At 35.8% G+C, this 26,243-nt stretch carries 30 protein-coding genes and 2 pseudogenes; 25 read left to right on the top strand and 7 right to left on the bottom strand.

Annotated elements, in window-relative coordinates; all coding sequences use genetic code 11:
• The 20 genes and pseudogenes from IGI82_RS18555 to IGI82_RS18460 form a co-directional block, all read left to right on the top strand.
• On the top strand, positions 1-1,591 hold a 1,591-nt coding region (locus IGI82_RS18555; RefSeq protein ID WP_438842695.1), incomplete at its 5' end, for a hypothetical protein.
• The gene (locus tag IGI82_RS18550; protein WP_074934948.1) at positions 1,575-1,856 is read left to right on the top strand and encodes a hypothetical protein; all 282 of its coding nucleotides are present in this window, start codon (positions 1,575-1,577) and stop codon (positions 1,854-1,856) included. The genes IGI82_RS18555 and IGI82_RS18550, both read left to right, overlap by 17 nt.
• 241 nt (positions 1,857-2,097) lie before the next feature.
• On the top strand, positions 2,098-2,487 hold the full coding sequence (locus IGI82_RS18545; RefSeq protein WP_174094092.1) for a plasmid mobilization protein: 390 nt from the start codon (positions 2,098-2,100) through the stop codon (positions 2,485-2,487).
• Position 2,488: 1 nt separating this feature from the next.
• Positions 2,489-3,991, top strand: a complete 1,503-nt coding sequence (locus IGI82_RS18540) for a relaxase/mobilization nuclease domain-containing protein (protein ID WP_438842694.1) — start codon at positions 2,489-2,491, stop codon at positions 3,989-3,991.
• Positions 3,992-4,176: 185 nt separating this feature from the next.
• Positions 4,177-4,959, top strand: a complete 783-nt coding sequence (locus tag IGI82_RS18535; protein WP_101699676.1) for a Fic family protein — start codon at positions 4,177-4,179, stop codon at positions 4,957-4,959.
• A 79-nt stretch (positions 4,960-5,038) separates the two neighbouring features.
• The gene (locus tag IGI82_RS18530; protein WP_074934940.1) at positions 5,039-5,494 is read left to right on the top strand and encodes a hypothetical protein; all 456 of its coding nucleotides are present in this window, start codon (positions 5,039-5,041) and stop codon (positions 5,492-5,494) included.
• A 124-nt stretch (positions 5,495-5,618) separates the two neighbouring features.
• Positions 5,619-6,140 (top strand): annotated as a pseudogene (locus IGI82_RS18525) (DNA cytosine methyltransferase); the annotation flags it as partial.
• 147 nt (positions 6,141-6,287) lie between these two features.
• A complete protein-coding gene (locus tag IGI82_RS18520; protein ID WP_438842693.1) occupies positions 6,288-7,070 on the top strand; it encodes a DNA cytosine methyltransferase in 783 nt (260 codons plus the stop codon).
• A 111-nt stretch (positions 7,071-7,181) separates the two neighbouring features.
• Positions 7,182-7,937 carry a DNA-methyltransferase gene (locus tag IGI82_RS18515; protein WP_438842692.1) on the top strand — a complete coding sequence of 252 codons (756 nt, stop codon included), beginning with the start codon at positions 7,182-7,184 and terminating at the stop codon, positions 7,935-7,937.
• A 279-nt stretch (positions 7,938-8,216) separates the two neighbouring features.
• Positions 8,217-8,417 (top strand): hypothetical protein, encoded by a 201-nt coding sequence (locus IGI82_RS18510; RefSeq protein WP_074934935.1) that lies wholly within the window; start codon positions 8,217-8,219, stop codon positions 8,415-8,417.
• Between the two features lie 40 nt (positions 8,418-8,457).
• Positions 8,458-8,763 (top strand): hypothetical protein, encoded by a 306-nt coding sequence (locus IGI82_RS18505; RefSeq protein WP_101699616.1) that lies wholly within the window; start codon positions 8,458-8,460, stop codon positions 8,761-8,763.
• Positions 8,760-9,086, top strand: a complete 327-nt coding sequence (locus tag IGI82_RS18500; protein WP_438842691.1) for a hypothetical protein — start codon at positions 8,760-8,762, stop codon at positions 9,084-9,086. Before IGI82_RS18505 ends, IGI82_RS18500 begins: the two co-directional genes overlap by 4 nt.
• 284 nt (positions 9,087-9,370) lie before the next feature.
• Positions 9,371-9,541: a hypothetical protein gene (locus IGI82_RS18495; RefSeq protein ID WP_438842690.1), complete on the top strand. Its 171-nt coding sequence runs from the start codon at positions 9,371-9,373 to the stop codon at positions 9,539-9,541.
• A 38-nt stretch (positions 9,542-9,579) separates the two neighbouring features.
• Complete coding sequence (locus IGI82_RS18490) at positions 9,580-9,948, top strand: hypothetical protein (protein WP_438842689.1); 369 nt, start codon at positions 9,580-9,582, stop codon at positions 9,946-9,948.
• A gap of 101 nt (positions 9,949-10,049) precedes the next feature.
• Positions 10,050-10,916 (top strand): DNA cytosine methyltransferase, encoded by an 867-nt coding sequence (locus IGI82_RS18485; RefSeq protein ID WP_438842688.1) that lies wholly within the window; start codon positions 10,050-10,052, stop codon positions 10,914-10,916.
• Positions 10,917-10,957: 41 nt separating this feature from the next.
• The gene (locus IGI82_RS18480; protein WP_438842687.1) at positions 10,958-11,218 is read left to right on the top strand and encodes a hypothetical protein; all 261 of its coding nucleotides are present in this window, start codon (positions 10,958-10,960) and stop codon (positions 11,216-11,218) included.
• Positions 11,219-11,276: 58 nt separating this feature from the next.
• Positions 11,277-12,002 (top strand): DNA/RNA non-specific endonuclease, encoded by a 726-nt coding sequence (locus tag IGI82_RS18475; RefSeq protein WP_438842686.1) that lies wholly within the window; start codon positions 11,277-11,279, stop codon positions 12,000-12,002.
• A 76-nt stretch (positions 12,003-12,078) separates the two neighbouring features.
• Positions 12,079-12,525, top strand: coding sequence for a hypothetical protein (locus IGI82_RS18470; protein WP_438842685.1), 447 nt, complete (start codon positions 12,079-12,081; stop codon positions 12,523-12,525).
• A gap of 242 nt (positions 12,526-12,767) precedes the next feature.
• Positions 12,768-13,094, top strand: coding sequence for a hypothetical protein (locus IGI82_RS18465; RefSeq protein ID WP_438842684.1), 327 nt, complete (start codon positions 12,768-12,770; stop codon positions 13,092-13,094).
• A 345-nt stretch (positions 13,095-13,439) separates the two neighbouring features.
• Positions 13,440-13,808 carry a DNA methyltransferase gene (locus IGI82_RS18460; RefSeq protein WP_438842683.1) on the top strand — a complete coding sequence of 123 codons (369 nt, stop codon included), beginning with the start codon at positions 13,440-13,442 and terminating at the stop codon, positions 13,806-13,808.
• 229 nt (positions 13,809-14,037) lie between these two features.
• On the opposite strand, the gene IGI82_RS18455 is transcribed toward IGI82_RS18460, so the two are convergent.
• The 3 genes from IGI82_RS18455 to IGI82_RS18445 are packed head-to-tail and all read right to left on the bottom strand — an operon-like array spanning position 14,038 to position 17,529.
• The gene (locus IGI82_RS18455) at positions 14,038-14,493 is read right to left on the bottom strand and encodes a PTS sugar transporter subunit IIA (protein ID WP_438842682.1); all 456 of its coding nucleotides are present in this window, start codon (positions 14,491-14,493) and stop codon (positions 14,038-14,040) included.
• 1 nt (position 14,494) lies between these two features.
• Positions 14,495-16,687: an alpha-galactosidase gene (locus IGI82_RS18450; RefSeq protein ID WP_438842681.1), complete on the bottom strand. Its 2,193-nt coding sequence runs from the start codon at positions 16,685-16,687 to the stop codon at positions 14,495-14,497.
• 2 nt (positions 16,688-16,689) lie between these two features.
• Positions 16,690-17,529, bottom strand: a complete 840-nt coding sequence (locus tag IGI82_RS18445; RefSeq protein ID WP_438842697.1) for an AraC family transcriptional regulator — start codon at positions 17,527-17,529, stop codon at positions 16,690-16,692.
• Positions 17,530-17,697: 168 nt separating this feature from the next.
• Here IGI82_RS18445 and IGI82_RS18440 point away from each other — a divergent pair, with 168 nt between their 5' ends.
• Together IGI82_RS18440 and IGI82_RS18435 are read left to right on the top strand one after the other, a co-directional pair.
• Positions 17,698-19,038: a glycoside hydrolase family 32 protein gene (locus IGI82_RS18440; protein ID WP_438842680.1), complete on the top strand. Its 1,341-nt coding sequence runs from the start codon at positions 17,698-17,700 to the stop codon at positions 19,036-19,038.
• Between the two features lie 12 nt (positions 19,039-19,050).
• Positions 19,051-20,436: a PTS transporter subunit EIIC gene (locus IGI82_RS18435; RefSeq protein WP_438842679.1), complete on the top strand. Its 1,386-nt coding sequence runs from the start codon at positions 19,051-19,053 to the stop codon at positions 20,434-20,436.
• A gap of 147 nt (positions 20,437-20,583) precedes the next feature.
• Here IGI82_RS18435 and IGI82_RS18430 read toward each other — a convergent pair whose 3' ends face one another.
• Entirely contained in the window at positions 20,584-21,489 is a 906-nt protein-coding gene (locus IGI82_RS18430; RefSeq protein WP_438842678.1) for a hypothetical protein, read from the bottom strand.
• A gap of 36 nt (positions 21,490-21,525) precedes the next feature.
• Positions 21,526-21,924: a hypothetical protein gene (locus IGI82_RS18425; protein WP_429864886.1), complete on the bottom strand. Its 399-nt coding sequence runs from the start codon at positions 21,922-21,924 to the stop codon at positions 21,526-21,528.
• A 645-nt stretch (positions 21,925-22,569) separates the two neighbouring features.
• On the opposite strand from IGI82_RS18425, the gene IGI82_RS18420 reads away from it, so the two are divergent.
• Both IGI82_RS18420 and IGI82_RS18415 read left to right on the top strand, forming a co-directional pair.
• Positions 22,570-22,938, top strand: a complete 369-nt coding sequence (locus IGI82_RS18420; protein ID WP_142960395.1) for a MarR family transcriptional regulator — start codon at positions 22,570-22,572, stop codon at positions 22,936-22,938.
• 173 nt (positions 22,939-23,111) lie between these two features.
• Positions 23,112-23,222 (top strand): annotated as a pseudogene (locus IGI82_RS18415) (transposase); the annotation flags it as partial.
• Between the two features lie 88 nt (positions 23,223-23,310).
• On the opposite strand, the gene IGI82_RS18410 reads toward IGI82_RS18415, so the two are convergent.
• Together IGI82_RS18410 and IGI82_RS18405 are read right to left on the bottom strand one after the other, a co-directional pair.
• Entirely contained in the window at positions 23,311-23,928 is a 618-nt protein-coding gene (locus IGI82_RS18410; protein ID WP_438842677.1) for a CPBP family intramembrane glutamic endopeptidase, read from the bottom strand.
• 158 nt (positions 23,929-24,086) lie between these two features.
• A complete protein-coding gene (locus IGI82_RS18405; protein WP_438842676.1) occupies positions 24,087-24,725 on the bottom strand; it encodes a CPBP family glutamic-type intramembrane protease in 639 nt (212 codons plus the stop codon).
• Positions 24,726-25,262: 537 nt separating this feature from the next.
• Between IGI82_RS18405 and IGI82_RS18400 the strand changes: the two genes are divergently transcribed.
• Positions 25,263-26,219 (top strand): LPXTG cell wall anchor domain-containing protein, encoded by a 957-nt coding sequence (locus IGI82_RS18400; RefSeq protein WP_438842675.1) that lies wholly within the window; start codon positions 25,263-25,265, stop codon positions 26,217-26,219.
• Positions 26,220-26,243: the final 24 nt, after the last annotated feature.

Below are 26,243 nucleotides of genomic sequence, written 5' to 3'. Positions count from 1 at the left end.
TGAGTTATCGGCATTGGATATTTCCTTTAATGCCCACTGTATTTTAGATTATTTGAAGCAACAAGGAGTAGAGAGACCGAACCGCTCATTTGTAAAAGCATTTCAATATGCGGCTGCTGCTTTGGGGGTTCCATATGAAGTGATTGATGAGGCGTTCTTTACGAGAACGCCTCTAACTGAGCAAACGTTGTTTGATGTATCTCATTTATTTAATCCAAACGTAAAAATCAGTGCAGAAACAGATTTACCGATCGTTCCTATCACGATTGATTTTTATTCCAGTTGCTTGTCGATGTTTGAGAAACTACCATTTTCTTTCTGGCAACAGTATCTGAAAAAAGATACTGTGTTACCTGAAACAAAACTAGCGGCTTATGATTTGGAAGCTCTCTTACAAGCATTTGTTCAAGAGGTTTGGTTGAAGACAAAAGGAAATATAAAACAATCAGAAGAAAGTGAAGTTGAGAAAGCACGTCAGATGTTTTTAGCCTACTTCTATCGAAATGATCAAAAGTATTATCGAAAAGAGACTCAGGAAATGTTGCTAGACCTGTTAGAAAAAAGATTGGAAGAACAGGAAACTGAAGTTTTCACAGTAGATAAAACTTTGCAGTCATTGCTTGAAGCTGGGGATGCAAAAGCCATAAGTTCCTTTGTACTTGATCGTTTATTTGATTGGACGCATGACAAAAACTATCAACGATTCTTGAGAAGTGTGATCAAGACAAAAAACCTTTCCTTAATGAATCAGTTATTACTTCTTTATCAGCGTGCGGAAGCGACAGAAACGAAAGAAGTAAATGACTGGATTCGAGAAAACCGGACGTTGAAGGAAGATGCAGAACCGGTCTTTTTATTGGGGGGAGAACAATTCAAGGTTGATTCTGAAACGGGAGAAATTCTGAAAGAAAAAAATACAGTCCTTGATAATAAACAACAACTTCCCGTTGTACCGTATTTTGAAAAATCGGAAACAGAAGGAAGGGAAGAAATCGAAAAAAAAGAAGTCACACCAAAGAGGATTTTCGAGATACTTGAACATACAGTTCCTGAATCAATTGTCTTCGAAGAAAGAGTAACGTCAGTAACAGACGATCATTCGATACGACTTAGGTCAAACCAAAGTGAAGAACAAACCATTTCAGACTTGATTATTTGTATTCTAGAAAAAGAGAAACAACCAACTGATGATTTAATAAGATTCGAAAATGAAAGTATTACTTCAATAGTCATGGCAGTTTTTGGTTTGAACCCTTTGCCGTTGAATTTGTCTGTGCTGAATAATTTGCGTTCACTGAAAAATGGTAAAGTTAAATTGCAACAACTGCTTACAGAGCTAATTGTGAGAAGTGACAGGTTTATTCGGAAGTTTGCGGAGCATATGTACGAAAAAGAACCTGATCATGTTCGCCCAACTTTTGAAGAAGAGATCAGACGTGCGAAAGAATTAGAACGTCTTGCAATGGCTAATGTTTCCACTGACAAAGCAAACAAAGCAGAACAAAAAGAAGGTTCTACAGTGAATATTTCAGATTTATTGGAAAAAGTAAAAGAAAGTTCTGAAGGTACTGATGATGATCGAGACGATTAAAAAAAGACCATTGAGTCAGTACTATCTTTGGAAAGTTTGTCAGCGGTTTGAAAAGAATCCGAAACAAGAATTGCTTATTCCCCCATTAAAAGGAGTAATAGGGCAATTGAATGCGGAAAGAAAAAATTTAGAAAAAATAGAAAATGAAACGATCGCAATACACATTTCAAGTATTGCATTTCTTGAAGAATTGTTGAAAAGTTTATCTGAGCAATCTTTTAGAAAGCTCATTACAGATCTTTGGGAAGATAGCACTTACCAATGATCGCTGCAACGAAAGAAATGGGGTTTGGGGCATGCCCCAAGTTTAAAACAAAAAAGAGGGAACTCGAAAATCGTAGATTTTCGGGTTCTCCTTCTTTTTTATTTTTTCGCGAGTGTATATACACTCGCTATGCTTGCCAGAGACGAAACCCCGCCCCTCCAGGGCGGACGGTTTTAGGGTTCGGCTCTGAGCAAGGCACAGCCTTGCTTGCCAGATTTAGCACCTTATTGGAGGGACACTTATGACTAAGAAAGCGAATAGATACAGGTCTGAGCCAATATTGTTGATGGTTACACCTGAAGAAAGAAAACAGATTATCATGAATAAACAAGTTGCCGGACTTGGCACTATGTCTAATTATATCCGTTTGATGGCGCTAAATGGTCGTGTGATAAAAATAGACTTTACGTCACTCAAGGAATCTTTGGCTGAGACAGGAAAGTACGTTTACGAACTCAATAAAATTGGAAATAACATAAACCAAATTGCTCATAAACTTAATCAAACAGATATTGTAGAAAAGGAAGATGTAGAGTATCTTGTTTCGGAATTCGTTAAAATTCAGTCGAACTATATAAAAGCTCAGGAAGTATTATTGCAAGAGATTCAAAAATTAACGAGGTCTGAGTGACATGCCAACGACAAAAACACTTACTATCAAACAAGAAAAAAACTTAAAACGAGCAGTCGAATATATTCTAGATCCGTTAAAAACGAAGAATCAGACGTTGACTAGTGGCCACAAAATAAATGCAGTAAATAACGCTTTTTTTGAGATGAATATGACAAGGAAATTGGCTCAAAATGTCAAAGGGCTGAACAATAAAAAATCAAATGAAGAAGTTATTGCTAGGCACATTATTCAGTCTTTTGATCCAACTGATAATTTAACGGCTGAAGAAGTACATGAAATTGGAAGGCAGACTGCACTCGAATTTTTAGGCGAAGATTATGAATTTGTGATAGCAACTCATGTTGATAAAGATCATTTGCATAATCACATTATCTTTAACACTACTTCTAGTGTCGACCTAAAAAAATTTCGATGGCAGCGAGGTACGGCTGCTCACTTAAGGAATTATTCGGACAAAGTGGCTGATTATCATGGGGCAATGATTCTAGATACACCTAAACGGAATTCCTATAAAAAATATCAGGAGTATCGAAGAAAGAATGCTTATCGAGTTGAAATAAAGGAACGTTTGAACTTCTTGTTAACTCATAGCACTAGCTGGGATAATTTTTTAGCAAAAGCTAAATTACTAAATCTTTCTGTGGATCCAAATCATAATTCTGAAGAGCACGGGAAAGTGATTAATTACAAGTTATTGGATGAACCGCAAACACGTCCTGCTCGGGATTATACATTAAATAAAAAGCACCGAATCTATAATGAAGAAAACATTATTGAGCGTACAAGTAAAAATAAACCTGAAGCTGTTTTTGCTTTAGGAGATATTGCGAAAAAATATGCGGATCACAAAGCAGAAAAAGAATCTTTACCAGATCTAACTTTTGTCATTGAACCTTGGCAGATCGAAAGAGATACAACTACAGGTATTTATGTTGAAATTGCCTATGGTCGTTATGAGACTGGAGTTGTCAAAATTCCTGATTACATGTTAGAAAAATTAAAAGACGGCCGCTATGAGGCCCATTTTAATTACAAAGATATCTTCTATTTTTGGAGTGAAGAGAAAGTTCAAAAAAATAAATTTGTCATAGGATCTTCTTTGGCCAGTTACCTTTCAGGAGAAAGCGGTCTTGTTCCAAAACGGAAAAATTCTGCTATTCAGAATGTTCGAGAAATGGTGGCGGCGCTTAATATTCTATCTGCAAGGCAGGTTAGTAGTGAGCAAGTACCGAAAGTTTTAGGGCAAGATTTTTACGACAATTACGAAATTGTACAAGAAGCCAGATCGGCGTTGAATGATAAATTATATCGAGCAAACGAAAAACTAAAATTTGATCCTTCTAACCTGGAGCAAGCTGCGAAGGTAAAAGCACTGCATGCTGAAAAGAGTGAACTAGAAAAACAAGTGAAGCTTTTTGAGAAGCAACTGAAGACTTATGATGCGGCACTAGGTATTTTGACGGAAAAAGGATTGTCAGATTCAGTAGATATAGAAAAATAGTACTCATAATGTTTAATTGCGAGCTTTGGACGTGCTATGATATAAGTAGTTAGTAACAATGGAAAGCAAATAAACTTAGATCTCATGAATCAAAATAACCACAATTTGAATTTTATGATCAAGGATTTTTTAAAACTAAGTCTTTTTTCTTTTAGAAAGAATGAATACTCTTTAGGAGGGATTATATGGATAACACAGCACTCGCTAAATTTATACAGTCGCTTGGTAGTTTGAATAACTACGGCAGCTCTGTTTATCAAACAAAGAAAGCACTAGATTTGAAATCTACGAAACCTCTGCGGCAAAATATGGATGATATAGCCATTTTTGTAGATAGTCTAAAAGGAATTAATGCAATTAAGGAAAAAGGATTTTCTGTAGATGGTATTATCGAAGTAAATAAGCAATTTGATTCCCCGTCAGATGAACAACCTATTCTTCCAGGACATTTGAGAAATTCTTATTACAACGAAGATGATCGAATTGCGATCGTAATTGATCAGGCCAGCCAAGAATATTATGTACCTAAAGAAATCATTACAAGGGGGGACTTACAGGAAATTGTAGATCAATTCAACGAGTCAGAAAAAACGGAGAAAGATGCCTGGATGGTTTTTGCTCGTCTTGCAAAATTACAGGCTTTTCAAGATGGGAACAAACGCACAGCTTTGATTTCAGCTAACGCGGCATATGGATCACTGGAGACTGAAAACTATCTAATGATTCCGTTTCATGATATCAAGCGCTTGGAGTTTACTGTTAACTTGATGTCTTTCTATCGAGCAAAAAGTGTGTCTGAAGAGAGAGAGGCGTTTGAACGACTATATAGCACACTTCCTACAAAAAAAGAACGAGAACTGTATTTACGTCAACCTATCGATGATCTCAATCAAGGCCAGGATATATCTACTTATAGAATTAAATCTGAGCTTAGATCCAAAGAAGATGATCCGGAGCCTGAGATATAGGATCAATGAAAAACTAGCAAAAAAAGCATTACCTATCCAATACGGTTAGGTGATGCTTTTTTATATTTTGGAGGGAAAAATGGAACTATTCGATGTGACAAAATACCAGTTACCAGCGGAATCCGCTGTCGAGTGGGAGACAACGAAAGAACGATTAGGAATATTTCTCTCACAGTATAAAAGTGTTCGAGAAAAATTAGGGATCTCTGCAGCTCCTAAAATTTATGAAACCTATTCTTTCTTGCACCACGAAGACATACCAAAACAACTTATGGGAGATCCTATCTATCAAGAGTTTGAATATCTTCATAGAATATTTATCTCGGGGTATTTGGCTATCAATCACCCGTACAAACCTGAAATTACTGATAGAAGAAGGAAGATTTTTTTATTGAGATACCTATACGGACTTTCAATTTCTACTGTAAGTGATAGGATCCATTACCAGAAAAACATTATCCTGACAGATTCTAAGAAGGCACTTGTACAGTTTACCTCAGCTCTGAAACTTTTAGAAAGAAAAGAAACAATGTGATGGAGACTCTACTCAAAAAAGAACATTTATGAGGAAATCTCGTGTCCTTTACCAATCCGACCGCTGATTATAGTTGTCTTACAAGCTTGAATAACTGAAACACAGCTGTGGGAAAGAACTATGGATGAAGGGGAAAAAGTCATTAACTTTTATTGATTTGTTTGCTGGAGTAGGCGGATTTCGTATGGGAATGGAGAGAGCCGGCCATAAATGTGCTGGATTTTGTGAGATTGACAAACATGCTCGACAAAGCTATAAAGCTATTTTCGATACAAGAGAAGAGGTGGAAATGCATGACATTACAAAACTATCAGACGACTTTATTCAACGAATCGGACGTGTGGACGTTATCACAGGAGGATTTCCTTGCCAGGCTTTTAGCCTTGCAGGAAAAAGAAGAGGTTTCAGTGATACTAGAGGAACTCTCTTTTTTGAAATTGCACGCTTCGCAAAGATTTTGCAACCTAGCTATCTATTCCTTGAAAACGTCAAAGGACTCCTCAATCACGAAGGAGGGGCTACGTTTGAGACGATCCTCAGAACGCTGGATGAATTGGGGTATGACGTTTCGTGGCAAGTGTTTAACAGCAAAGATTTTGTCCCACAAAACCGAGAACGTATCTTTATTATCGGACATTTTAGAGGATAAGGTGCCAGACAGTTTCTACCTCTCACAGGAGAAAAAGAATCAGCTGATCAAGAACCAGCAAAAATCAACATAGCTGGAACGACAAATAAACGAAATAACTTAAACACGAATTTGAGAGAGCGGACCTATTATACGGATGGACTAATGGGGACCTTGACGGCTACTGATTATAAAACGCCGAAACAAATTGTCATTGGCAACGTGAATCCTAGCGGAAATGGTATGAATGGTCAGACCTTCAGTTCTAATGGTATAGCTCCTACACTCACTACGAATAAAGGAGAGGGTACTAAAGTAGCAATTCCGATCCTATCACCTGACAAAGACGTAGTTAGACAAAATGGACGCCGAATTAAAAGTAATGGAGAAGAAATGTTCACACTGACTGTACAGGATCGACATGGAATTATTGTTGAAGGACAAATTGATGGCCGGTATCGATCAGCAGTTAGTGTGTATTCGCCTGAAGGAATCTGTCCTACTTTAAACACAATGCAAGGCGGCGGACAGGAACCGAAGATTGTTGTGAAAGAAGCTACGAAAAAAGGGGACACGTCCGCTGTAGCTGGTGACAGTATCAATTTTGCTTATCCTAAATCGAACACTAAGCGTGGAAGAGTTGGGAAACAAGAAGCTCATACGATTGTTACTAGCGATCAGCAAGCAGTAGTGGCCGATGATTTTCAAATTAGGAAACTGACCCCTTTGGAATGTTGGAGGCTTCAAGCTTTTCCTGATTGGGCCTTTTTGGCTGCTAAGTTTGGCAGCCGAGAAATAGCTAAGAAAATTATAAAAGAAAAACTAGATCACTACAGCTGTGATTATGAGGTGAAAGTATCCAATTCTCAGTTGTACAAACAAGCTGGAAATTCGGTTACAGTATCGGTGATCTATTTTATAGCGAAACACCTTTGTATCAACATGTGACAAGCTTTTTGTGACTGATCTTCAATCTCTAAGTGAACTACTTAGCCTGTAAAGTAATCTTATCAAGACTTGATAAAATTGATTCAGGCCTGAATCGTAGAGGAGTAGTCTATGATTCAAAATAATAGGATTTACTTAGAAGATTGTTTATCTGGAATGAAAAAAATTCCTGATGAATCGGTAGATGCAATCATTTGTGATCTGCCGTATGGGACAACTTCTTGTTCTTGGGACAATATAATTCCTTGGGATCAGTTGTGGTCACAGTATTTGCGGATAGCAAAGGAAAATAGTGCGATCGTTCTTTTCGGGGCTGAGCCATTTTCTACGCAATTACGAATGAGTAACTTAAAGCATTACAAATATGATTGGTACTGGGTAAAGAACACTGCTACAGGATTTACATTTGCTAAAAGACAGCCTATGCGATCGGTAGAGACGATTTCGGTTTTCTCTAAAGGAACAACTGCCTATTATCCTCAAGGCTTGCAGAACCTTTCTCAGCCGCAATTAAGAAGTAGAAAGGCAACCGAAGATTCAATTTATAAAACAGATTCTTTGAGCAAAAATGAGTATATACAAGAATTTACAGGGTTTCCAAACAATGTATTGAGATATAACAAAGAAACGACTAATATCTTTCACCCGACACAAAAACCGATCGCTCTTTTGGAATATCTCGTTAAGACATATTCTCAAAAAGGTGACTTGATCCTAGACAACTGCATGGGAAGTGGAACGACAGCGATTGCTTGCTTAAATACTGACCGACAGTTTATTGGTTTTGAAACAAATAAAATATATTATGATAAGGCTATTGAGCGTATAAAGACTAATGTAACACAACTTGATCTATTCGAATTTTAAAGAAAAAAATTGAAAAAAAGACTTGATAAAGTCGGTATACCGATCTATAATAGATGTATAAAGTCGGTATACCGACTTATGTGTTAAATCAAATCTTATAAGAATAGGAGTGGTTTTATAGGCTTGATAATCTTTAGTAATAAAAAATGCACTTATTCTGCTGACACAGAATAAGCGCACAGTAACAAAACCAAGCAGGCATGCTACTACTCAAAATATATCATAAAAGAGAGTAGTAGCAAATCTTTTCGCTACACTCCTTAACTGGAGGACACAAGCATGTACGCTGATAAAAAGAAAATCGAATGGTTATTATTCGAAAGTGGAATATCAAGAAAACAAATCAACGAAAAATCGGGAGTTAAATTAACTACAATTACAGATTTAAGGAAGAAACGCTCTTCGATTGACCTTATGAGATTTGATAATGCCGCAAGTTTAACGGCCTTTGTTGATGAAATAATGAAAGAAGAAAAGTGATCCTACTGTAGTTGTGACTCCTTAAAATCTAGGAGGAATTATGAAATACACTGCATACAGAAAATCTGATCCTTATACTTTATACGAAATCGAAGGAACCACTGAAAATTTGGCTGCCTTCATAGCTACTCGTAGTCCTTTTGACAATGACTTTATGATCTTTAAAGAGGGCCAACTTATTTTAACACTTGTTGGATTTTTCATTGATCAAGCGATAGATCGTGAATTTATGGCTTATGAGTTGTCACCTGTATTAATTCCGATGCAAAGAGGAGAGGTAAGCATTCCAAAAGTAATAATGACAAAGAAATCTGTTCACAAGCAACGTGAGGACGTATTGTCATGAGTATTGCGGAAGGGAAGAAATACCGACTAAGAAGCGATTTTGTTTTTTCAGAACATGAACTAGCTGAAGGAACGTGGATAAGGATAGTAGAGATTTCTTATCCGATTGCTTATTGCATTGCTTATACTAAGAATGGCGATGTAACATTAGAAATTAACATTCAACGCTTAAGTCCGCTATTGGATTTATCTAGTGAGGAAGACGATTTTGGGTTTTGCGATTTTTGTAATCGGAGCCTGACTTACCAACCCTATCGAGCATTGAATATTGGATACCTTTGCGATGAATGTGCAGAGAAATTAGGAACCAGAAAGTGGAAATAGATTTTTAAATAATAGGAAGCTGTGGCTGCAGTACGGCCACAGTTTCTCGTCTAATAGAAGGAGAAATTTGATATGAGATATAGCCAGATGGATCATAAAAGAATGTGGGTAGAAAAGTTGGAAAGAGATTTGTCACAACTCGAATCACTAGGATATAGCAGAGATTCTGAAGTGTATAAGTCAGCTGTAAAACGAACTGACAAGGCCCGAAAAGAACTAAAAAATCTAGTTGCTGACAGACAGAGATAGCAGAAAGGCAAATTATGGAAACTTAGAAGGAAGCTTTGAAAATTAGAAAAGTTGAATGCAGAGTTGAAACTCCCGATACGGTTTATTGCGGATCACCAAAAGATTTGTTACTGGTCATATCAGAAAGCGAATTGAAGCTGGCAGTGATCAACAAGAAGCTTGAATCTTTGTTTGGTGATAAACGTTGGGACATTGAAGTCGGCTGATGGTAGAAATTAACAACTAATAAATGAGGAACCTTATTATGAGAACAGAAATTGAAGTTCAAAAAGAAAATGTGCAATTTTTACTTGATTTTATTGAAGAAAATCCAGAAGTGCGAATCGTGCCCTTGGTGAATTCAGAAATAGCGGAAGATGATGGGCTTGCTTCATGGATGGGTTCAGTTGGAAAATCTGAAATCGATTATATATGGGATAACGGGGAAAGAATCTTTTTTAAATCACAAGATGAAGAAGAGTTAATTGAAAAAGAAATGGACGCTATTGAAAACGAGGTTCAATCACTAGATGAAAATCATCCGCTATCGAAAGCAATCGGAAAAAGAGCGGTTGCGCGAGTTGAAGGATATCAGTGGGAAAAAGTGATCGTTATGTGGATTGGGTTACCTTAGTCAGAAGATCACGATAGTTGATAAAGTCGCGAAAATTATAGGTGTGGTAGTAGAGTCATATCTACAAAAAAACAGAAATTACCAACTGAAGGAGTGATGAGTTGATAACGGCAAAAAGTTACTTTAGCGGTGCAGGCGGTATGGATCTAGGTATGATTGAATCTGGAATTCATATCCTTGAATCATATGAAATAGATTCAAAAGCTGCAGGAACACTGAAAAATAATTTTGAACATACGATCAATCAAAGTGATATAACTCAAATTACCGTTTTAGATCAACAAGATGCAGATGTTTATATCGGCACTTTTCCTTGTACGAAGTATTCGAATATTGCTGCTATCAGCGGGACAAGGACGGGTGATGATTTATTCTTACATTTCTTTCGTCATATAGCTTTAGCGAAGCCCGAGGCTTATGTTATTGAGAACGTTCCAGGGATGAGAAAATTTCAAGTAGTAATGGAATGTTTGACCAAGCTGCCAGATTACTACGTCCGAGTAGAATGCCCAGTCAATGCTAACTGGTGGCTTCCACAAGAGCGAAAAAGGTTGATTGTCATTGGCACTAGAAAACCATTCAATAATTTAGAATATCCGCTTGCTATTGATCAAATACCTGTGACCGTTGGAGATATTTTAGAAGATGATCCAGAAATTCATATACCTGAATATGTTTATAAACGGTTGAATGGCGGATATCGGGATAAACCTATTATCACAACTAGAGAAGGTAAAGCTCCCACCTGTGTGGCGCATTATGCTAAAGATCGTAGCACTCGATTAGTTGATGACGGAAACCGAATACGACCATATACTGTTTTGGAATATCAGCGGCTTCAGGGATTTCCAGATTGGTTTAAATTTGAAGGCACAGAAAACGATGCATATAGACAGATCGGAAATGCAGTACCTGTGAACATGGGGCGTTGGATCGGAGAGCAATTGCAAAAATATTTTAGTAACTAGGTTAGCTATTGTCAAAAATAGGTGAATCGAGGTGATTTTTAATGTTTTTGAAAAGCGCAGGAATGGATAGAGAAGAGTTGTTAGAATTAATCGTTTATGAATACGTCCATGCAAAATCAACCTATGGAAATACACTTTTAGGAAAACCCCCAGAAGTCATATATGCCGAAGGTAAGATGATGGGCGCTTGTATATCTCTGGGGTTGAATTATGAAATAAAAAACAAGATAGTAACATTTAAACTTAACTCAACCAACAAGGAAGTGGCTCGATTTCCTTTTGATCCAGAAGAGCCCTGGTGATTCTGCTATCTACCAAAATAAATGACTAGATGAATAACACTAATACAAGGAGATTTTAATGAAACATAAGTCAAAATTTATACTAGCAGCGTTAATCAGCCTGCTTGGATTTACGGCTTCATTAATTGATTTATCGGAAGTCGATATTCAGTTACCAAGCTTTTTAGATGAATGGACCTATCAGGAAGAAATATCAGCTGAAGAGGTTGAAAATATTTCTGATTTTGACGGTCACAATGTAGTTGTTAGAATTAATAATAATGTGCCATCATTCACCGCTGAAGAGATGTCGATCGATGCAGGAACTTGGCAAAAATTTTCGGACCTCGATTCCCTCAATAGAGTTGGGGTTGCAGATGCAATGCTACACCAATCGATGATGCCGACAGAAGAACGAGGCGATATATCAAACGTGTATCCCTCGGGATGGAATCAGAAAAAACTTGAAAATAATGTTTGGCTCTATAATAGAAGCCATCTAATTGGCTTTCAAATGACCGGTGAAAACGATAACTGGAAAAATTTATTCACTGGTACGCAACAGCTGAATCAAATCTACATGGTTCAATTTGAAAATGAAGTTGCCAATTATCTTAGAAATACTGATAATCACATTCGCTATCGTGTCACACCAGTTTTTAGGGAAAGAGAATTGCTTGCGAGAGCTGTTCAGCTGGAAGCACAAAGTATAGAGGACGACCAAGTTCAATTTAATGTATTGATATATAATGTCCAAGATGGCGTTACGATTGATTATCACACCGGACAAGCAAAGATTCAATAATCTGATTTTTTCAGGATAAATTGATTATTCTAGTGTTAAAATAGATGAAAAAGGTAGTTAGATAGGAGAGGTTTAGTTGGAAAACTATAGGAAAATCATAATAAGAGTATTGTCGTATCTTTCTTTGGCCGTTCTGGTATTCTCAATCTCTATTTATTTTAGAAGTTTGACGAGTGCTCTAGAAAGTCAAAAGCAAAGGTTTGAAGTGATGGATCAGAAAATCGATCGATTAGAAAAACAGTTGAATGAAGAACAGAGCGATTCTGAAATTGACCATGAGAAAAATATTGATAGCGGATTCTACGAGGGAGCAGTAGAATCTTACCTCTTCAAAGATAATCAAATTCCTGAAGGGAAAATATTTTTCACAGAAAATGAAGCGAAACAATATGGAGAATCGTACGCACAAGCAACAAATGTGACTAAAATAGAAATAACACCAATTGAAGCTGTGCTTAGTTATAGTCATGGCGAGCAAAAAGATGGATATGTTTACGCCTGTCTTGTTCATACAGCAGATTAATTTCTGAATTGATATTATAGATATAGCGCATGCAAACACTATAAAGTGTATTATATCTAGATACACTTTATAGTGTTTTTGGTAGGATGATCATTTTGAGCAAAGGGAAATATGACTTAATGAGCAGTGATCTGTAGATTAAACTTATAAATTAATTTATAAGTTTTAGTTTAATTTTGTAATTATAGCGCTTTCGTGTTATGATGACAGTGTAAAAATACTGTATTGGGAGTTGAGTAAATATGAGTAGAAAAGGAAAATGGATTTCTTGTTTTGTAGTGGTGCTTTTTGGAATTATTTCATTTAACACTTTGGGACAACCGGTAAGTGCTTCGGAAAATGTCATTGTTAGTAGTAGCGATAGAGAAATAACCGAGCCAAAAATCATAGGATTTGAGGAGCAAGGTGGTATCCAATCTCGTGTTCAGGTGTTTAAGTTCAGTATATTATTTCCTCCTGGACAATATCCTCCAGCTGTATACTCAACTCATATGTACATTGGTCATTTAGAACGTGTAAGCTATGTGGGCGGAGCTCAGTATATCGGACATTATTCAACTGGAATCTGAGAAGGAGTCTGAGAATATGAATAACTTTGATCTATGGAAATGGGTTGCAGGAAAAAGGACAGATAAAGAATCCAACTATTCCAAAAAAAATTGGTGGTATGTAGGTTTAATGTTACTGCTGTTTATATTGATTGTCCTATCTTATTATTTTATTTCCGTATTATGGTAGATTCTAGATCTTTTGAATGAGTGTAACATGGATATTATAAAAAATGAATAACTAGCAAAAAGCCTCTTGCATGTTCAAGAGGTTTTTTATTTACTAATTACGGGGTACATGGAACATAGAAACGAAATAGTGCGATCGTTTTATTTGGTGCAGAACCTTTTTCTACTCAACTGCGAATGAGTAACTTCAAGGATTACAAGTATGATTGGTATTGGGTGAAAAATACGGCGACCGGCTTTGCATTTGCGAAAAAACAGCCGATGAGATCAGTGGAAACGATCTCTGTGTTTTCCAAAGGATCTGCGATCTATTATCCTCAAGGATTGGAACGGATTCAACAACCTAAGTTAAGAGTGAGAAACACCACGGAAGGGTCGATTTATCATTCAGAATCCTTGGCAGAAAAAGCGTATGTCCAGGAATACACAGGCTATCCGAACAATGTTTTGCGTTTTGATAAAGAATCAATGCACACTTTCCATCCAACTCAGAAACCAGTGAGTCTATTGGAATACCTGGTTAAAACATACACTAAGAAAGACTAACTATATAGAGTCAAGTGAAAATTAGCTAAATCAAAAAAATATTTTATAACAGTTAAGTCCAAAAAATGAGTACAACAAATAGACCTTTCACTATTAGATTTTTTTGATTGTTCAATAGTATTGAACTTACACAAAATTCTTTACGGACCCTCAAACTCTTTGGTAGCTCATTTTTAGATATCGTTCGGGTTGTACTTTATAAGACATAAGTAACTTTTCTCCTTTGAACCTATAGATCTCCTAATTTTTCATGGACTTTTACGTGGTTATTATTGATCAACTCGATTGATGCAATATCCTCAAATGCAACGATGACAGTCGTCTGTTTTCCTTGTTCTAAGATAAACGGAAGGTCAACTGTTGCCAGCAATGTCTCTTCGCTAACTTTTTGCCCCTCAGCAACATGGACATCGATTCCTTGACCGTTTAATTCAACTGTATCAATCCCAATATGGACTAGAACAGACTGTCCTTTTTTTGTTTCCAATAAAATCGCATGTTTGGTCGGAAATACACTAATCACTTTGCCGATGATTGGGCTGTAGATGTGATTTTCTTCAGGTTCAATCCCAAATCCATCTCCCATCGCTTTAGAAGAAAAAACAGGATCATTGACGTTTTCTAGTTTGATTATCTGACCGTTGAGCGGCGCAAAAATATCTTCTTTTTTCTTGTTGAAAAACATCTTAAACACGCTCCGTTTCTAATTTATCTAGTTTTATTCTTTTGACGATGAAATCGCCTTTAGTATTTTCCAAAGCCAATCCGCAATTAGACAACTCTGATCCCGAATATACTTGATTAGTGGTTTCGTCTCGGTAAAGGGCATTACTGTCCAGAGTAGGTATCTTGACCAATAGGCTTAGATCGAATACTTTATACGTATTGCGGAAGACATAAATAAGGATTTGTTCTTTATTCGTGAACAGCCATGCACAAATATTTCCATCAAAAGGAGAGAACAGTCGGTAAAATTCTCCCTCCATAATAAGTGTTCTTTCACGTTTGTATTCTTTCAAATGGTTCCGAACAGATTCTTTTTCATCCTCAGTCAAATGAATAATATCCATCTCATAGCCCATATTGGTGGAAGACGCGAGAGCTGCTCTCGTTTCAAAGGAAACGATCCGATTTGTTTGGTGGTTCGGCACATCGGAAACATGACCGGTCATTGATGAAACAGGGAATAGGTGACTAGCTCCATATTGAATTTGCTGTCGATCCAGACCATCTGTGTTATCGCTGATCCATGTTTGCGGAAAATAATAGAGCATTCCTGGGTCTAATCTACCACCGCCGCTGGAACAATTTTCAAAAAGTACATCCGGAAAAGCGTTCGTTAACTTATTGATGATGTTGTACAGACTTAGCATGTAACGATGACTGTACTCTGAAGGCTCATACGTTGAATCCTGAGAAAAAGGGTCAGATATATGGCGATTCATGTCCCATTTAATATAATTCACCCGAAGTTTTGTGATAGTCTCTGATAAGGTTTTGATAATGAATTGTTGGACCTCTTGCTTTGTAAGGTCTAGTACATATTGACTTCTGCTTAGTAACGGCTCATATTTTTTGCTTCTCATGACCCAATCAGGATGCTTTTGGATCAGTTCAGAATTAGGAGAAATCATTTCGGGTTCAAACCAGATGCCAAACCCAATATTTTTCTGCTTTGCATAATCAACTAATGATTCGATGCCATTAGGAAATTTATCTGTATCTACCTGCCAATCCCCCAAGGACGTTTTACTACTGTTTCTCTTTCCATACCAACCATCGTCTAATACCACTGTTTCAAACCCCAAATCATTCGCAGCATCAATTAAATCAGTGATCAACTTGTCATTTACATCGTAATAGGTCATTTCCCAACTATTAATCAGAATAGGGCGTTCTCTATTTCTCCATGCAGGATGGATCAAATGATTAGAAAAGAAATGATGGAAATTCTGCGAGCTGCCATTGAAGCCTTCATCACTGTAAGACAAGATGGCTTGAGGACTATAAAAAGTTTCACCAGGTTCTAATCTCCATGAAAAAGTCTCGCTATTTATTCCGATTTGCATTCGTAGTTGATTATATTGGTCTCTTTCTAGGGTTATTTCGTGATTTCCACTGTAAATCACTGTCATCGCATGGACTTCGCCTTGAAATTCGTTTGCATCCTTGGATAAAGCGATGAAAGGAGGATATTGCGGACTGCTTGCTCCTCTTGAGCTTCCAATCTTGAATAAACCATGCTGAATCTCACTTCGATTTAACTGAAATTCTTTTTGATGGGTTCCATAAAAAGTCGTCGAAAACTGTTGATCATATCTGGTATCAATTGAAGCGCTCAATAATTTAGAAATCTTTATCGAATGGATACCATCATTTTTTACGCTTGAGGAGCGGACGATCATAGGAGAATTTTCAAAAATCGTATAGTACAAAGCCAGTTCGATTTTCGAAGCCTGATCGTATAGAAAGATAATCAACGTTTGTGCTGGCTCATCTGTGTTTCTAACATGAGGCAAATCTGTTAGCTCCACGGCTTCATTTCTGATTTCATAGTTCTTATAGCATAACCTGGTTATCTCTTCTCCGTTTTCTTGTTGAATTTGTACAGCAGCACTTCGGTAATCTCCTTGATGAGGGAATGATATTTCTAATGGCAGAAATTCGGGAGAAATTTCAGGCTTTTCGATAGTAGGTGCAGCTGCAAAGGATCGCTTTTTTAAAATTGGTCGATTACTGAAGTGATAACTATCGACCTTTTTACCCCAATAACGGTGAACAAGATAATTGTTTTCCACGATTTCCATAATATAGGTAACGTGATTGTTTGATAGTGTGAAGGTGTTTTTTTCTGAGTCATAGTGAATGAGTTCTCGCATGATTAGTTGTGATCCTTTCTAAATTCAGTAGGGGAGAGTCCCAGTTCTTTTCTAAAAAATTTTGAGAAGGAAAGGGCGTCGGCAAAACCAACCGATCCTGCAATCAAGTTGATTGGATCGTCGCTTTCCGTTAATAGTTTTTTGGCTTTATTGATTTTTAAATTAGTCAAATACTTCTTAGGCGAAACGCCGATTTCTTCTTTAAACATGGCGGACAAATAATTTGGATGGATACCTACAGAATAGGCAATATCAGAAATTTGAATATCATCATGATAGTGCAGCTCCATATATCGTATTGCTTGAAAAGAGGGGGAGGTTTCAAGATTTTTCACTGTTTTTATCTCGCATTCTCCTAAAAGGGTTCCTACGATGTCATACATAATGCCATTGATCTTAAAGTAAGAAGCCAGTGTATTTTGATTTAGCTCAATGATCTCTTCAATTCTCTTTTCATAGAAGGAAGCATCCGAACAGTCCATAACAAAATTAGCTGGACTGGATTGAATCAAGGTCTGAACAAAGTTAACAGATTCAATACCGGTGAAACCAATCCAAGAATACTTCCAAGGACTTTGCTTATCAGCTGTATAGGTAGAAACGATATTGGCCGGTACGATAAAGATTTGGTTCTCATGGACTTCAATTTTCTGATCTTCAATTTCCAACAGACCTTTGCCCTCCTTTACAAAGTGAATAAAGTGATAGTCTCTTCGTTTCGGACCATAGCTATAATTAGGTTCACAATATTCTATTCCGCTGTTGTATAAAATGAAGTCTGAGATACTCTTTTTCGAAAAGTCAGTAAACTTATCTGTATATTCTCTCAGATTATTATTCATAAATTTATTATACATGGTAACGCTTAACAAATAATGTCTATCTTAGAAATTTCCATATATCCATTAATTTTTTCCATATTCCAAATCTATTAAAGGATGTTAAGATCTCATCAACCAAGGATATGAAAACGCATTAATGCAATTTATTAAAAGGAGGTATAAGGGAATTTGGAGAATCAGCATAAGAATTCTTTCCATATAGAGCCGGCAAAAGGATTATTAAATGATCCAAATGGATTAATCCAATTTAAAGGGATGTACTATTTTTTTCATCAGTGGAATCGCTTCGAAACGAATCATAATTATAAAGAGTGGGGACTATTTACTTCCAAAGATTTAGTGAAATGGGAGAGTCAAGGATCAGCCATTTTACCAGATTTAGAAGACGATAAAGGTGGTATCTATTCAGGCAGCGCGATTGAAAAAGATGGAAAAATGTATCTTTTCTATACAGGAAATAGTAAAAAACATGGAAAAAGAAAAAGTTATCAGAAAATTGCCTACTCTGAAGATGGAAGAACTTTTATTAAGAAGGATCAAGTCATCGAGACACCTGTTGGTTATACCGAGCATCATCGCGATCCCAAGGTTTGGGAAAAAAATGGGGTGTGGTGGATGATCGTAGGTACACAGACGCAAGCCAATGGTGGAGCCATCACATTATTTGAATCAAGTGATCTAGTCAATTGGCAGTTTAATGGTGAGTTTTATTCAGATGAAAAATTGGATCAGATGTGTGAGTGTCCGGATGTATTTTCTTTGTCTGATGATGTAGATATCTTAATGGTATGTCCACAAAAAAGAACCTCTATTGAAGAAACGGATTTATCGCTTTCTAGTTATGCGGGGTATTTAGTTGGGAAAATCGACTATCTGCAAAAGAAGTTTATCGAAAAAGAAGAGCTGAGAAAGTTAGATCATGGTTTTGATTTTTATGCCCCACAAACGTTTAAAGATGATAAGGATCGGCGTATTTTGACTGCTTGGATGTCTCGGATGGATGACGAGGAAGAAGCCAATTGTCCTACGCTTATAGATGGTTACTTACATTGTCTGACGATGCCTAGAGAGCTGAAATGGAAAAATAATCATCTTTACCAAGTCCCGCTGGAAGAATATCAAGTATTAAGAAAAGATCAGCAAGAATTTAAAAATAAAAGTCATTTAATCAAAAATCAAAATAGCGCATATGAAATGATTATTGAATTTAATGAATCAAGCTCTGACTTTTCATTGAGTTTAAACTCGGAAATGAATACGATCAACTATAGTGACGGTTTCTTAGAGATTAGCCGAATCAATTGGGTTTCAGGGAAAAGCGAAGCCAAGAGAATTGAACTGAGTTCACTATTCAAACTGCAAATTTTTAATGATACTTCAGCAATGGAAGTGTTCATCAATGATGGCGAGTATGTTTTTTCAATGAGAACCTTCAGCAATAATCTCAAGAGAGACGTATATTATCAGAATTTGAGTCACAACGGTTCGGTTATGTTTTATAATTATTAAGGAGGATAACAAATGAATAACAAAGATATTGCGAAGAAAATCTTGGAACTAGTTGGCGGAAATGAAAATGTTCAATCAGTGACGCATTGTGCGACCAGACTTAGAATCATTACGTACGATAAGGACAAAATTGATATCAAGGCTGTCGAAGACATTGATAAAGTAAAAGGGAGCTTCTTTAACTCAGGACAATATCAAGTCATATTAGGAACAGGGTTAGTGAATAAAGTGTACGAAGAATTTGTTCCACTTATCGACGGTTCAGGAAAAGATATCGCTGAGGAGCCGGCAGAAAAGCAAAAAATGACTTTTCAACGGGCGATCAGAATATTTGGGGATGTGTTTGTTCCGATTATCCCAGTTTTAGTCGCTACGGGGCTTTTTATGGGGTTGCGAGGACTATTTACACAAGAAGCCGTCTTAGGTGTTGTCGGTCTTTCTCCAGATGACATTCCCCAACAATTTCTGATGATCACGCAAATTCTAACAGATACGGCTTTTGCCTTTCTGCCTGCTTTAGTCGCTTGGTCTACTTTTAAAATTTTTGGCGGAACACCTATTTTGGGGATTGTATTAGGGCTAATGCTCGTAAGTTCAGTATTACCGAATGCTTATGAGGTAGGACAGCAAGCAGCTGAGCCACTAGTATTTTTTGGGTTTATTAAGGTAGTTGGTTATCAAGGTTCGGTATTGCCAGCCTTTGTAACAGGGATTTTAGGTTCAAAAATTGAAATATTATTGCGAAAACGCATTCCAGATTCACTAGATTTAATTTTGACGCCATTCTTGACATTATTAACAGGACTTATTTTGGCATTATTCATTATTGGACCGATTTTCCATGAAGTGGAAATTGGCGTTTTGCACGCAGTAGAATTTCTATTAAATCTTCCTCTTGGAATCGGAGGATTGATTTATGGTAGTTTTGGACAATTATTGGGTATCTTTGGTATTCATCATATCTTGAATTTCTTAGAAATCAGCATGTTAGGGCAAGATGGTTGGAATTACCTAAACCCAATTGGAACTTGTGGAAATATCGCACAAGCGGGAGCAGTACTAGCAGTAGCAATCAAGTCCGTCTCTCCGAAAATGAAGCAAATCGCTTATCCATCAGCGTTATCCGCTGCACTAGGAATTACTGAACCTGCTGTTTTTGGTGTAACATTACGTCTTATCAAACCATTTATCATGTCAATGATTGGTGGCGGAGTAGGAGGCTTCTTAGCATCGTTGCTACACTTAAGAGCAACCGGAATGGCTTTGACAGGTATACCTGGAACATTGCTCTATCTGAATGAACAATTGCCATTGTATATCTTAGTCAATCTAGTCGCATTTGCCGTTTCCTTTGGATTAACTTGGATGATTGGATATAAAAAGGATCAAGAATTGTAAGATAATTTTTTTAAATCGTATATTAGAGAATTGCATTTAAGTATTAGACTTTAAAAGGACACTTCTTAATGACATTCTATTAAATTAATCATGAGATCGAAAAAACAGACCAATGAAATGGTCTGTTTTTTTTTTTGTCTATTCAATTTAAAATGAGTGTTTGATTTCGATGTTAAAGGGTTTGATTAGTCCTAATGATTGCATTGCGTAAGCATAATTGTTAGCAAAACCTACTTTAATACTTTCGTAATTAGAAGGAGCAAAATCATAAACGTCTGTTACTACACCAGTTGTTTTAACCGATCCGTTTGACTGTCTCACAAAGGAATATGAATATTTAACATTGTGTAATGCATAGTACTTGTCTCCACTTGTAAAAGCAAATGTTCCTTTTATTGTTTTTGTCTTGCTTGTTCCACGCACCCAAGCTTTGTATTCTGAGTAAAAGCTCCCTAAAATATCATTACCAGATACAACGTTTTTAGCCCAAGCATTTCCGTTAGATACATGTTTCGCAGGTGAAGGAGATAAGAAACTAGGGACTTCTGCATATTTCATATACATAGCAGTATTAGGATAGCCTTCGTTTCTAACAATCGCAATCCCTGCTGCCCAGCCGGACCTAGCAAGTTTGATAGGGTCAACAGCTGCACGGCTAGTTGATACTCTACTCTCAGATGTATTGACTAGTTCATTTGCTGAAACAAGAGCTTCTTCAAGCTGCGTGGAATCTATTGTCGCAGATAAAATGAAATCTGATATCGCCTTATTCATTTCTTGAGAACTAATTATGCCACTTTGTTTACAGTTTTCAATGATTTCGTTAATTGTATCTTGATTACCAGAAGATTCAGCAACATAGTTATCAATCAAACTTTGTGTTTCAGGAGTGATTTCTAAGTTTGAGCTATTTGAGATAATCGGTTCCGAAACTTGAGGATTACCTTTAGCGATCTCATCTGCCAAATTGTCGGCAAAAGTTGTTACTGGATTTGAGAAAAATACCAACATACCTCCCATAATAGTAATTGTTCCTAACACTTTTTTAAACATATAAACACCCTTTTCTTTTTTTGTATATTTTAAGAACTACTCGACTCTATCAAAATCATTCTTTTCTTTAAGATCCAAATGAAAGGACAATTTATCTTGTAGATCTTTAAATTCTTGGTAATCTGAAAACGTTGATAACTCTTCAGTATCCATATCATATATATAGTATTCGCCATCATAATCTTGAAGAACAACATATTTTTCGTTCCAATTTAATTTATCAACTTCATCTACGATTACTTCCATCTGATGGATTTTTCTGTTTTTAACAAAATCGCTCGTTGTAGCAGATGTCTGTACAATGTCATATGTGTCGTTAATCACAATAGTGAACGAGCTATTTGTGACTGATGGAAACTCATCCCCATTTAAGACAGAACAGCCAGAAAAGATGAAAGACATAGCTAATAATGTTGAAATGATAATTTTTTTCATTATATACCTCGATACTTTCTATTTAACAACTATTCAAAAAAATATTATATACATAATTATAACTCAATTTCTTTTTTGGACTATTTTATCGTCCGGTACATTATAAATAACTGTGTAAGGAAGAAAGAAAATTAAACCGTAGAAGATAACTTACTTGAAATGCCTACACTTCAATATTATGGAGATGATTTGCTAGAATGATCTAGAAGTGTTAGTGAAGAACAGTTTTTGTCAGTAATAAATTCTTATTCTGCCGATTGCAGTAATAAAAAAATGCGAAGCTTTATTTTTACTTTCATAAGGTGTATTCTATATTAGACTTTAATATTATTCAAAAGGAGATATATGAATGGCTTCAAATTTTAATAAGCTGCCATACCATTTGAGAAAGTGGTATACATGGTTATATACGGTACCTCTAATTTTAATCCTGATAGATTTAACCTTAACTGAGTGGTTGAACGGTTACTCATTATCAGCGTTGTTTTTAATCCTATATGGTATAAGTTTTTTCTTTTCTACAAAAGCAACTAAGGGCAGAAAACAATGGATTATATTAGATACTATTATATACGTATTTTTACTGGCGGTTATTCATATATTTTACAAATAGAGAATAATCTAAAAAGGATAAGGTGGACTATTATGCTAGGATTGAGTAAATCTGAATATCAAATTCTTTATAGTCTTTATGATGTCAATCAATCGTTAACTAAACATGAGATATTAGAAAAAATGCCTGAATTGAACAAGAATACAGCTGCTGTTGTGATACGAAGTTTATTCGATAAAGGATATTTGGAAGTAGGAGAGATTAAATATTCGCAAACCGTATTAGCACGGGCTTACAGGCCGAGTATCCCTTTTATAGATTTTATAAAAGGCGAATACGGAGAAACGGCTGTAGAAAAATTAGTTAATCACGCAATAAGCTCTTTGACGACCAAACAACAAACGGAATATTTTTCCAATCTTATAAATGAAAGAAAAAATGTGATAAATAAAAATAGTTGAGTTTTTCATATTTCGGAAACTATTCAGGGAACGATAAAGGGGTCAGAAACTTAAAAGTTTCTGACCTCATATTTATAACCGCATGCTCAAAACCACATTTGAAAATCGGAATTTACAGAAATACTGTGGGGAAATAGTTAGAGAATCATAACTTGCCATTTAGTGAGAGAAGAATAAACAACAAGATAAAAGTGATAAAACGAGTAGCCTACGGCTATCGAAATTCCCACAACTTTCGAGCAAGAATTTATCTCATTCAAGGCTTGATCTTCCAAGTAAAATAAAAACCAGTTAAGCACTCTGCCTAACTGATTATGACTAAATTTTCAGTTGTATCTTTCTCTACCAACACTAAATGTCGAAGAACCATTTTTATTTTATAAGGAAACTTAAAAGTCCAAAAGAATCATATACGAAATGACAAATCCAGCTAATCCATACACTATTAGATTTCTTCCAAATATAATTTAGAGCAAGTCTTGCAGGCATCAAAGTCATTACTAATTGTAGTGGATTAAAACCATATGAAGTGATGTGCCACATAGAAAATAGGAAGCTACAAATAATTGTAGACCAGAAAAAAGATATTCCTCTTTTTTGAAGAGATAAAAGAATATTTGTACTTACCAATTCTTCCCCCAAAAGCATAAAGGGTATTTGTAAAAAATACATTGTCCATGAGATGGTTCCATAAATAGAATTAGATGTGGTTTGACCGAAAAAATGAACATACATCCAAGAAAAGAAGAAGCCAGAAATCAGAACTAATGGTATGCCCCAAAGTAAAACTTTGATACTGAAATGTTTAAACTGAGATAAAAACTCAGTCTTCAATAAGAAATACCCCGCTAAAGCTGATAACAAGAAATTCCAAACAGTTCCGAATACAGATAAAACGTTAGTGTTTAAACCAGTATAAGAAAGAAACAAGTAAGAGATGGCAATAATTATGGTTAAAAAAAATAGAATAACAGATGAATTTTTCTTCAATATCAGCACTCCTTTTTATTTGATAAAACCAAGATAAGTATAGAGATAAAAATAAAAAACAATAAAAATATTAATTTTTTTGGTTATATATAAGCAAGTTACTCAGCAATCCGATGGAATAAACAAGCCAGCCCTAATTAGGCTGGCCAGTATGAATATTAGCCAAAGAAAAAAGCTACAATGATAGCAGTGAAATCAAAAATTAAATGAACTGCATAACTAGTTATTAAAGAATTACTTTTAATAGCAGCTTGATTAAAGAGAATTCTCGCTGTTCCTTGTAACAAAAGGATATGCCCCAAAGTATGAATGATATTGCCATTATCATAAGTGGAATAATGTATTAATGCAAATAGTATTGCTGAAAGTAAGCTAGCAAGTGGAAGACGGAATTTATTAGAAAAGATGGACAAAAAGAAAATAGAAAAGAGTTCTTCCCCCATAATCATTATAGGCAGAACAATAAATAGTAAGGGTTGAAAAGCTTCTGTAGCAGAATTTCCTTCTAGGTTCCATTGCAATACTTTTTGTAGAATAAAAGATATAACAAAACTCAAAACAATATTTAAAAAGAAGTACAGAAGGAAGTTTTTAATTGGTGCAGTGGGTTTAGAAAAAAGGGACTTTATACTACCCGGCCCATAAACATAGCGAAAAGCAATAAAACCTGTGACTGTCAGTGCAAGAATACTGACTATTGATGGTCCCCATAATAGTCCGACTATTCCAAGTATTACGATGAAGGTCCCAATGAAAATTTTTTTTGTCTCTAAATCTCTGTGTAATAATCTGTTCATATGATTCAGCTCCTAATGTGGTATAAAATAGAATTCGTTTTTTGTAAAAATATTAAGTGAGGAAAATTAATCGGATCAGTTTAAGACAATTTAATATGAAATAACTGTTGTAAGTATAAACTATTATCATTTCAAAATATAATTTAAAGCTTGGTCGGCATAAATCATATCAAACGAACACGTTCAATCTTACTTTTAACCAGCTTCTATATAATAGAGTATAAAACTGCAATGCATGTAGGCATTAACAACTCTTGGTTGTATTGACTAGCCTTTTCCAAAGGATTGATTCTCTTATTCTTATATTTATACAAGTGTATCTTACGTCATTTCAGTTAACAAAAGAAATAAAGTCGTATATTTAAGACTTTTTTTCTATATTCATTAAATCAAACTATAATGAAGTGGAATTTTAAATTCTAATAAAATCTGTGAGGAGCAAATAAATGAAATGGATAGTTATGATCATTACTTTAATATTACTTAGTTTCGTGTAAATACGAGTTTTTAACGATCAATTTAATGGAGGAAAACAAAATGAAAAAACTTTTTATTGGATTAACAGCAGTTGCAATTAGCAGTATAGGGGGTGTAGTACCTGTTTCGGCAGATACAATAAACGGGTATCACGTCACAGTAAAAGATGAATACCATGCAATTGATGATGATGGAACCATGTGGTCAAATGATGGTGGCACATGGTTTAATAGCCTTACTGGTGAAAAGGGCATTCTTCTTTTCGAAGAAGAACCAGAGGGAACGAAAGAAACAGAACCAAAACCAGAAGAAACAACTCCCGTAACTCCAATCCCTACACAAGAACCAGAGGGAACGAAAGAAACAGAACCAAAACCAGAAAAAACAACTCCCGTAACTCCAACCCCTACACAAGAACCAGAAGGAACGAAAGAAACAGAACCAAAACCAGAAAAAGCAACTCCCGTAACTCCAACCCCTACACAAGAACCAGAAGGAACGAAAGAAACAGAGCCAAAACCGGAAGAAACAACTCCCGTAACTCCAATCCCTACACAAGAACCAGAGGAAACGAAAGAAACAGAGCCAAAACCGGAAGAAACAACTCCCGTAATTCCAACTCCTACACAAGAACTAGAAGGAACGAAAGAAACAGAGCCAAAACCGGAAGAAACAACTCCCGTAATTCCAACTCCTACACAAGAACTAGAAGGAACGAAAGAAACAGAACCAAAACCAGAAGAAACGAACCTCTCTATTAAGACAGCAAAAAACACATCAGAGGTTATTGGTCAAGGAGCCAATAAGGAAGCAACATCTGTGACGAAAACGGCTAGTTCTGTTAAAAAAGGAGAAACTAAAGTTCTAGAAGATAAAGTAAATATCAATGCTAATAGTTTTCCTAAAACAGGAGAAAATAGCAGTATTTCAACTATTTTAAGTTTTATTGGTATTATATTTGTATCTATAGTGGGGTTCTTTGTATTCAAAACGAAAGAGGCAAAATTACGAAATTAAAGACGATAGAAATTTTTCACTAAA

This window comes from Enterococcus sp. AZ067 (assembly GCF_051715005.1).
In the GTDB taxonomy this organism is placed as follows: domain Bacteria; phylum Bacillota; class Bacilli; order Lactobacillales; family Enterococcaceae; genus Enterococcus_D; species Enterococcus_D casseliflavus.
Note: the sequence above shows the minus strand (reverse complement) of the source record. Positions and strands in the feature narration are given on the sequence as shown.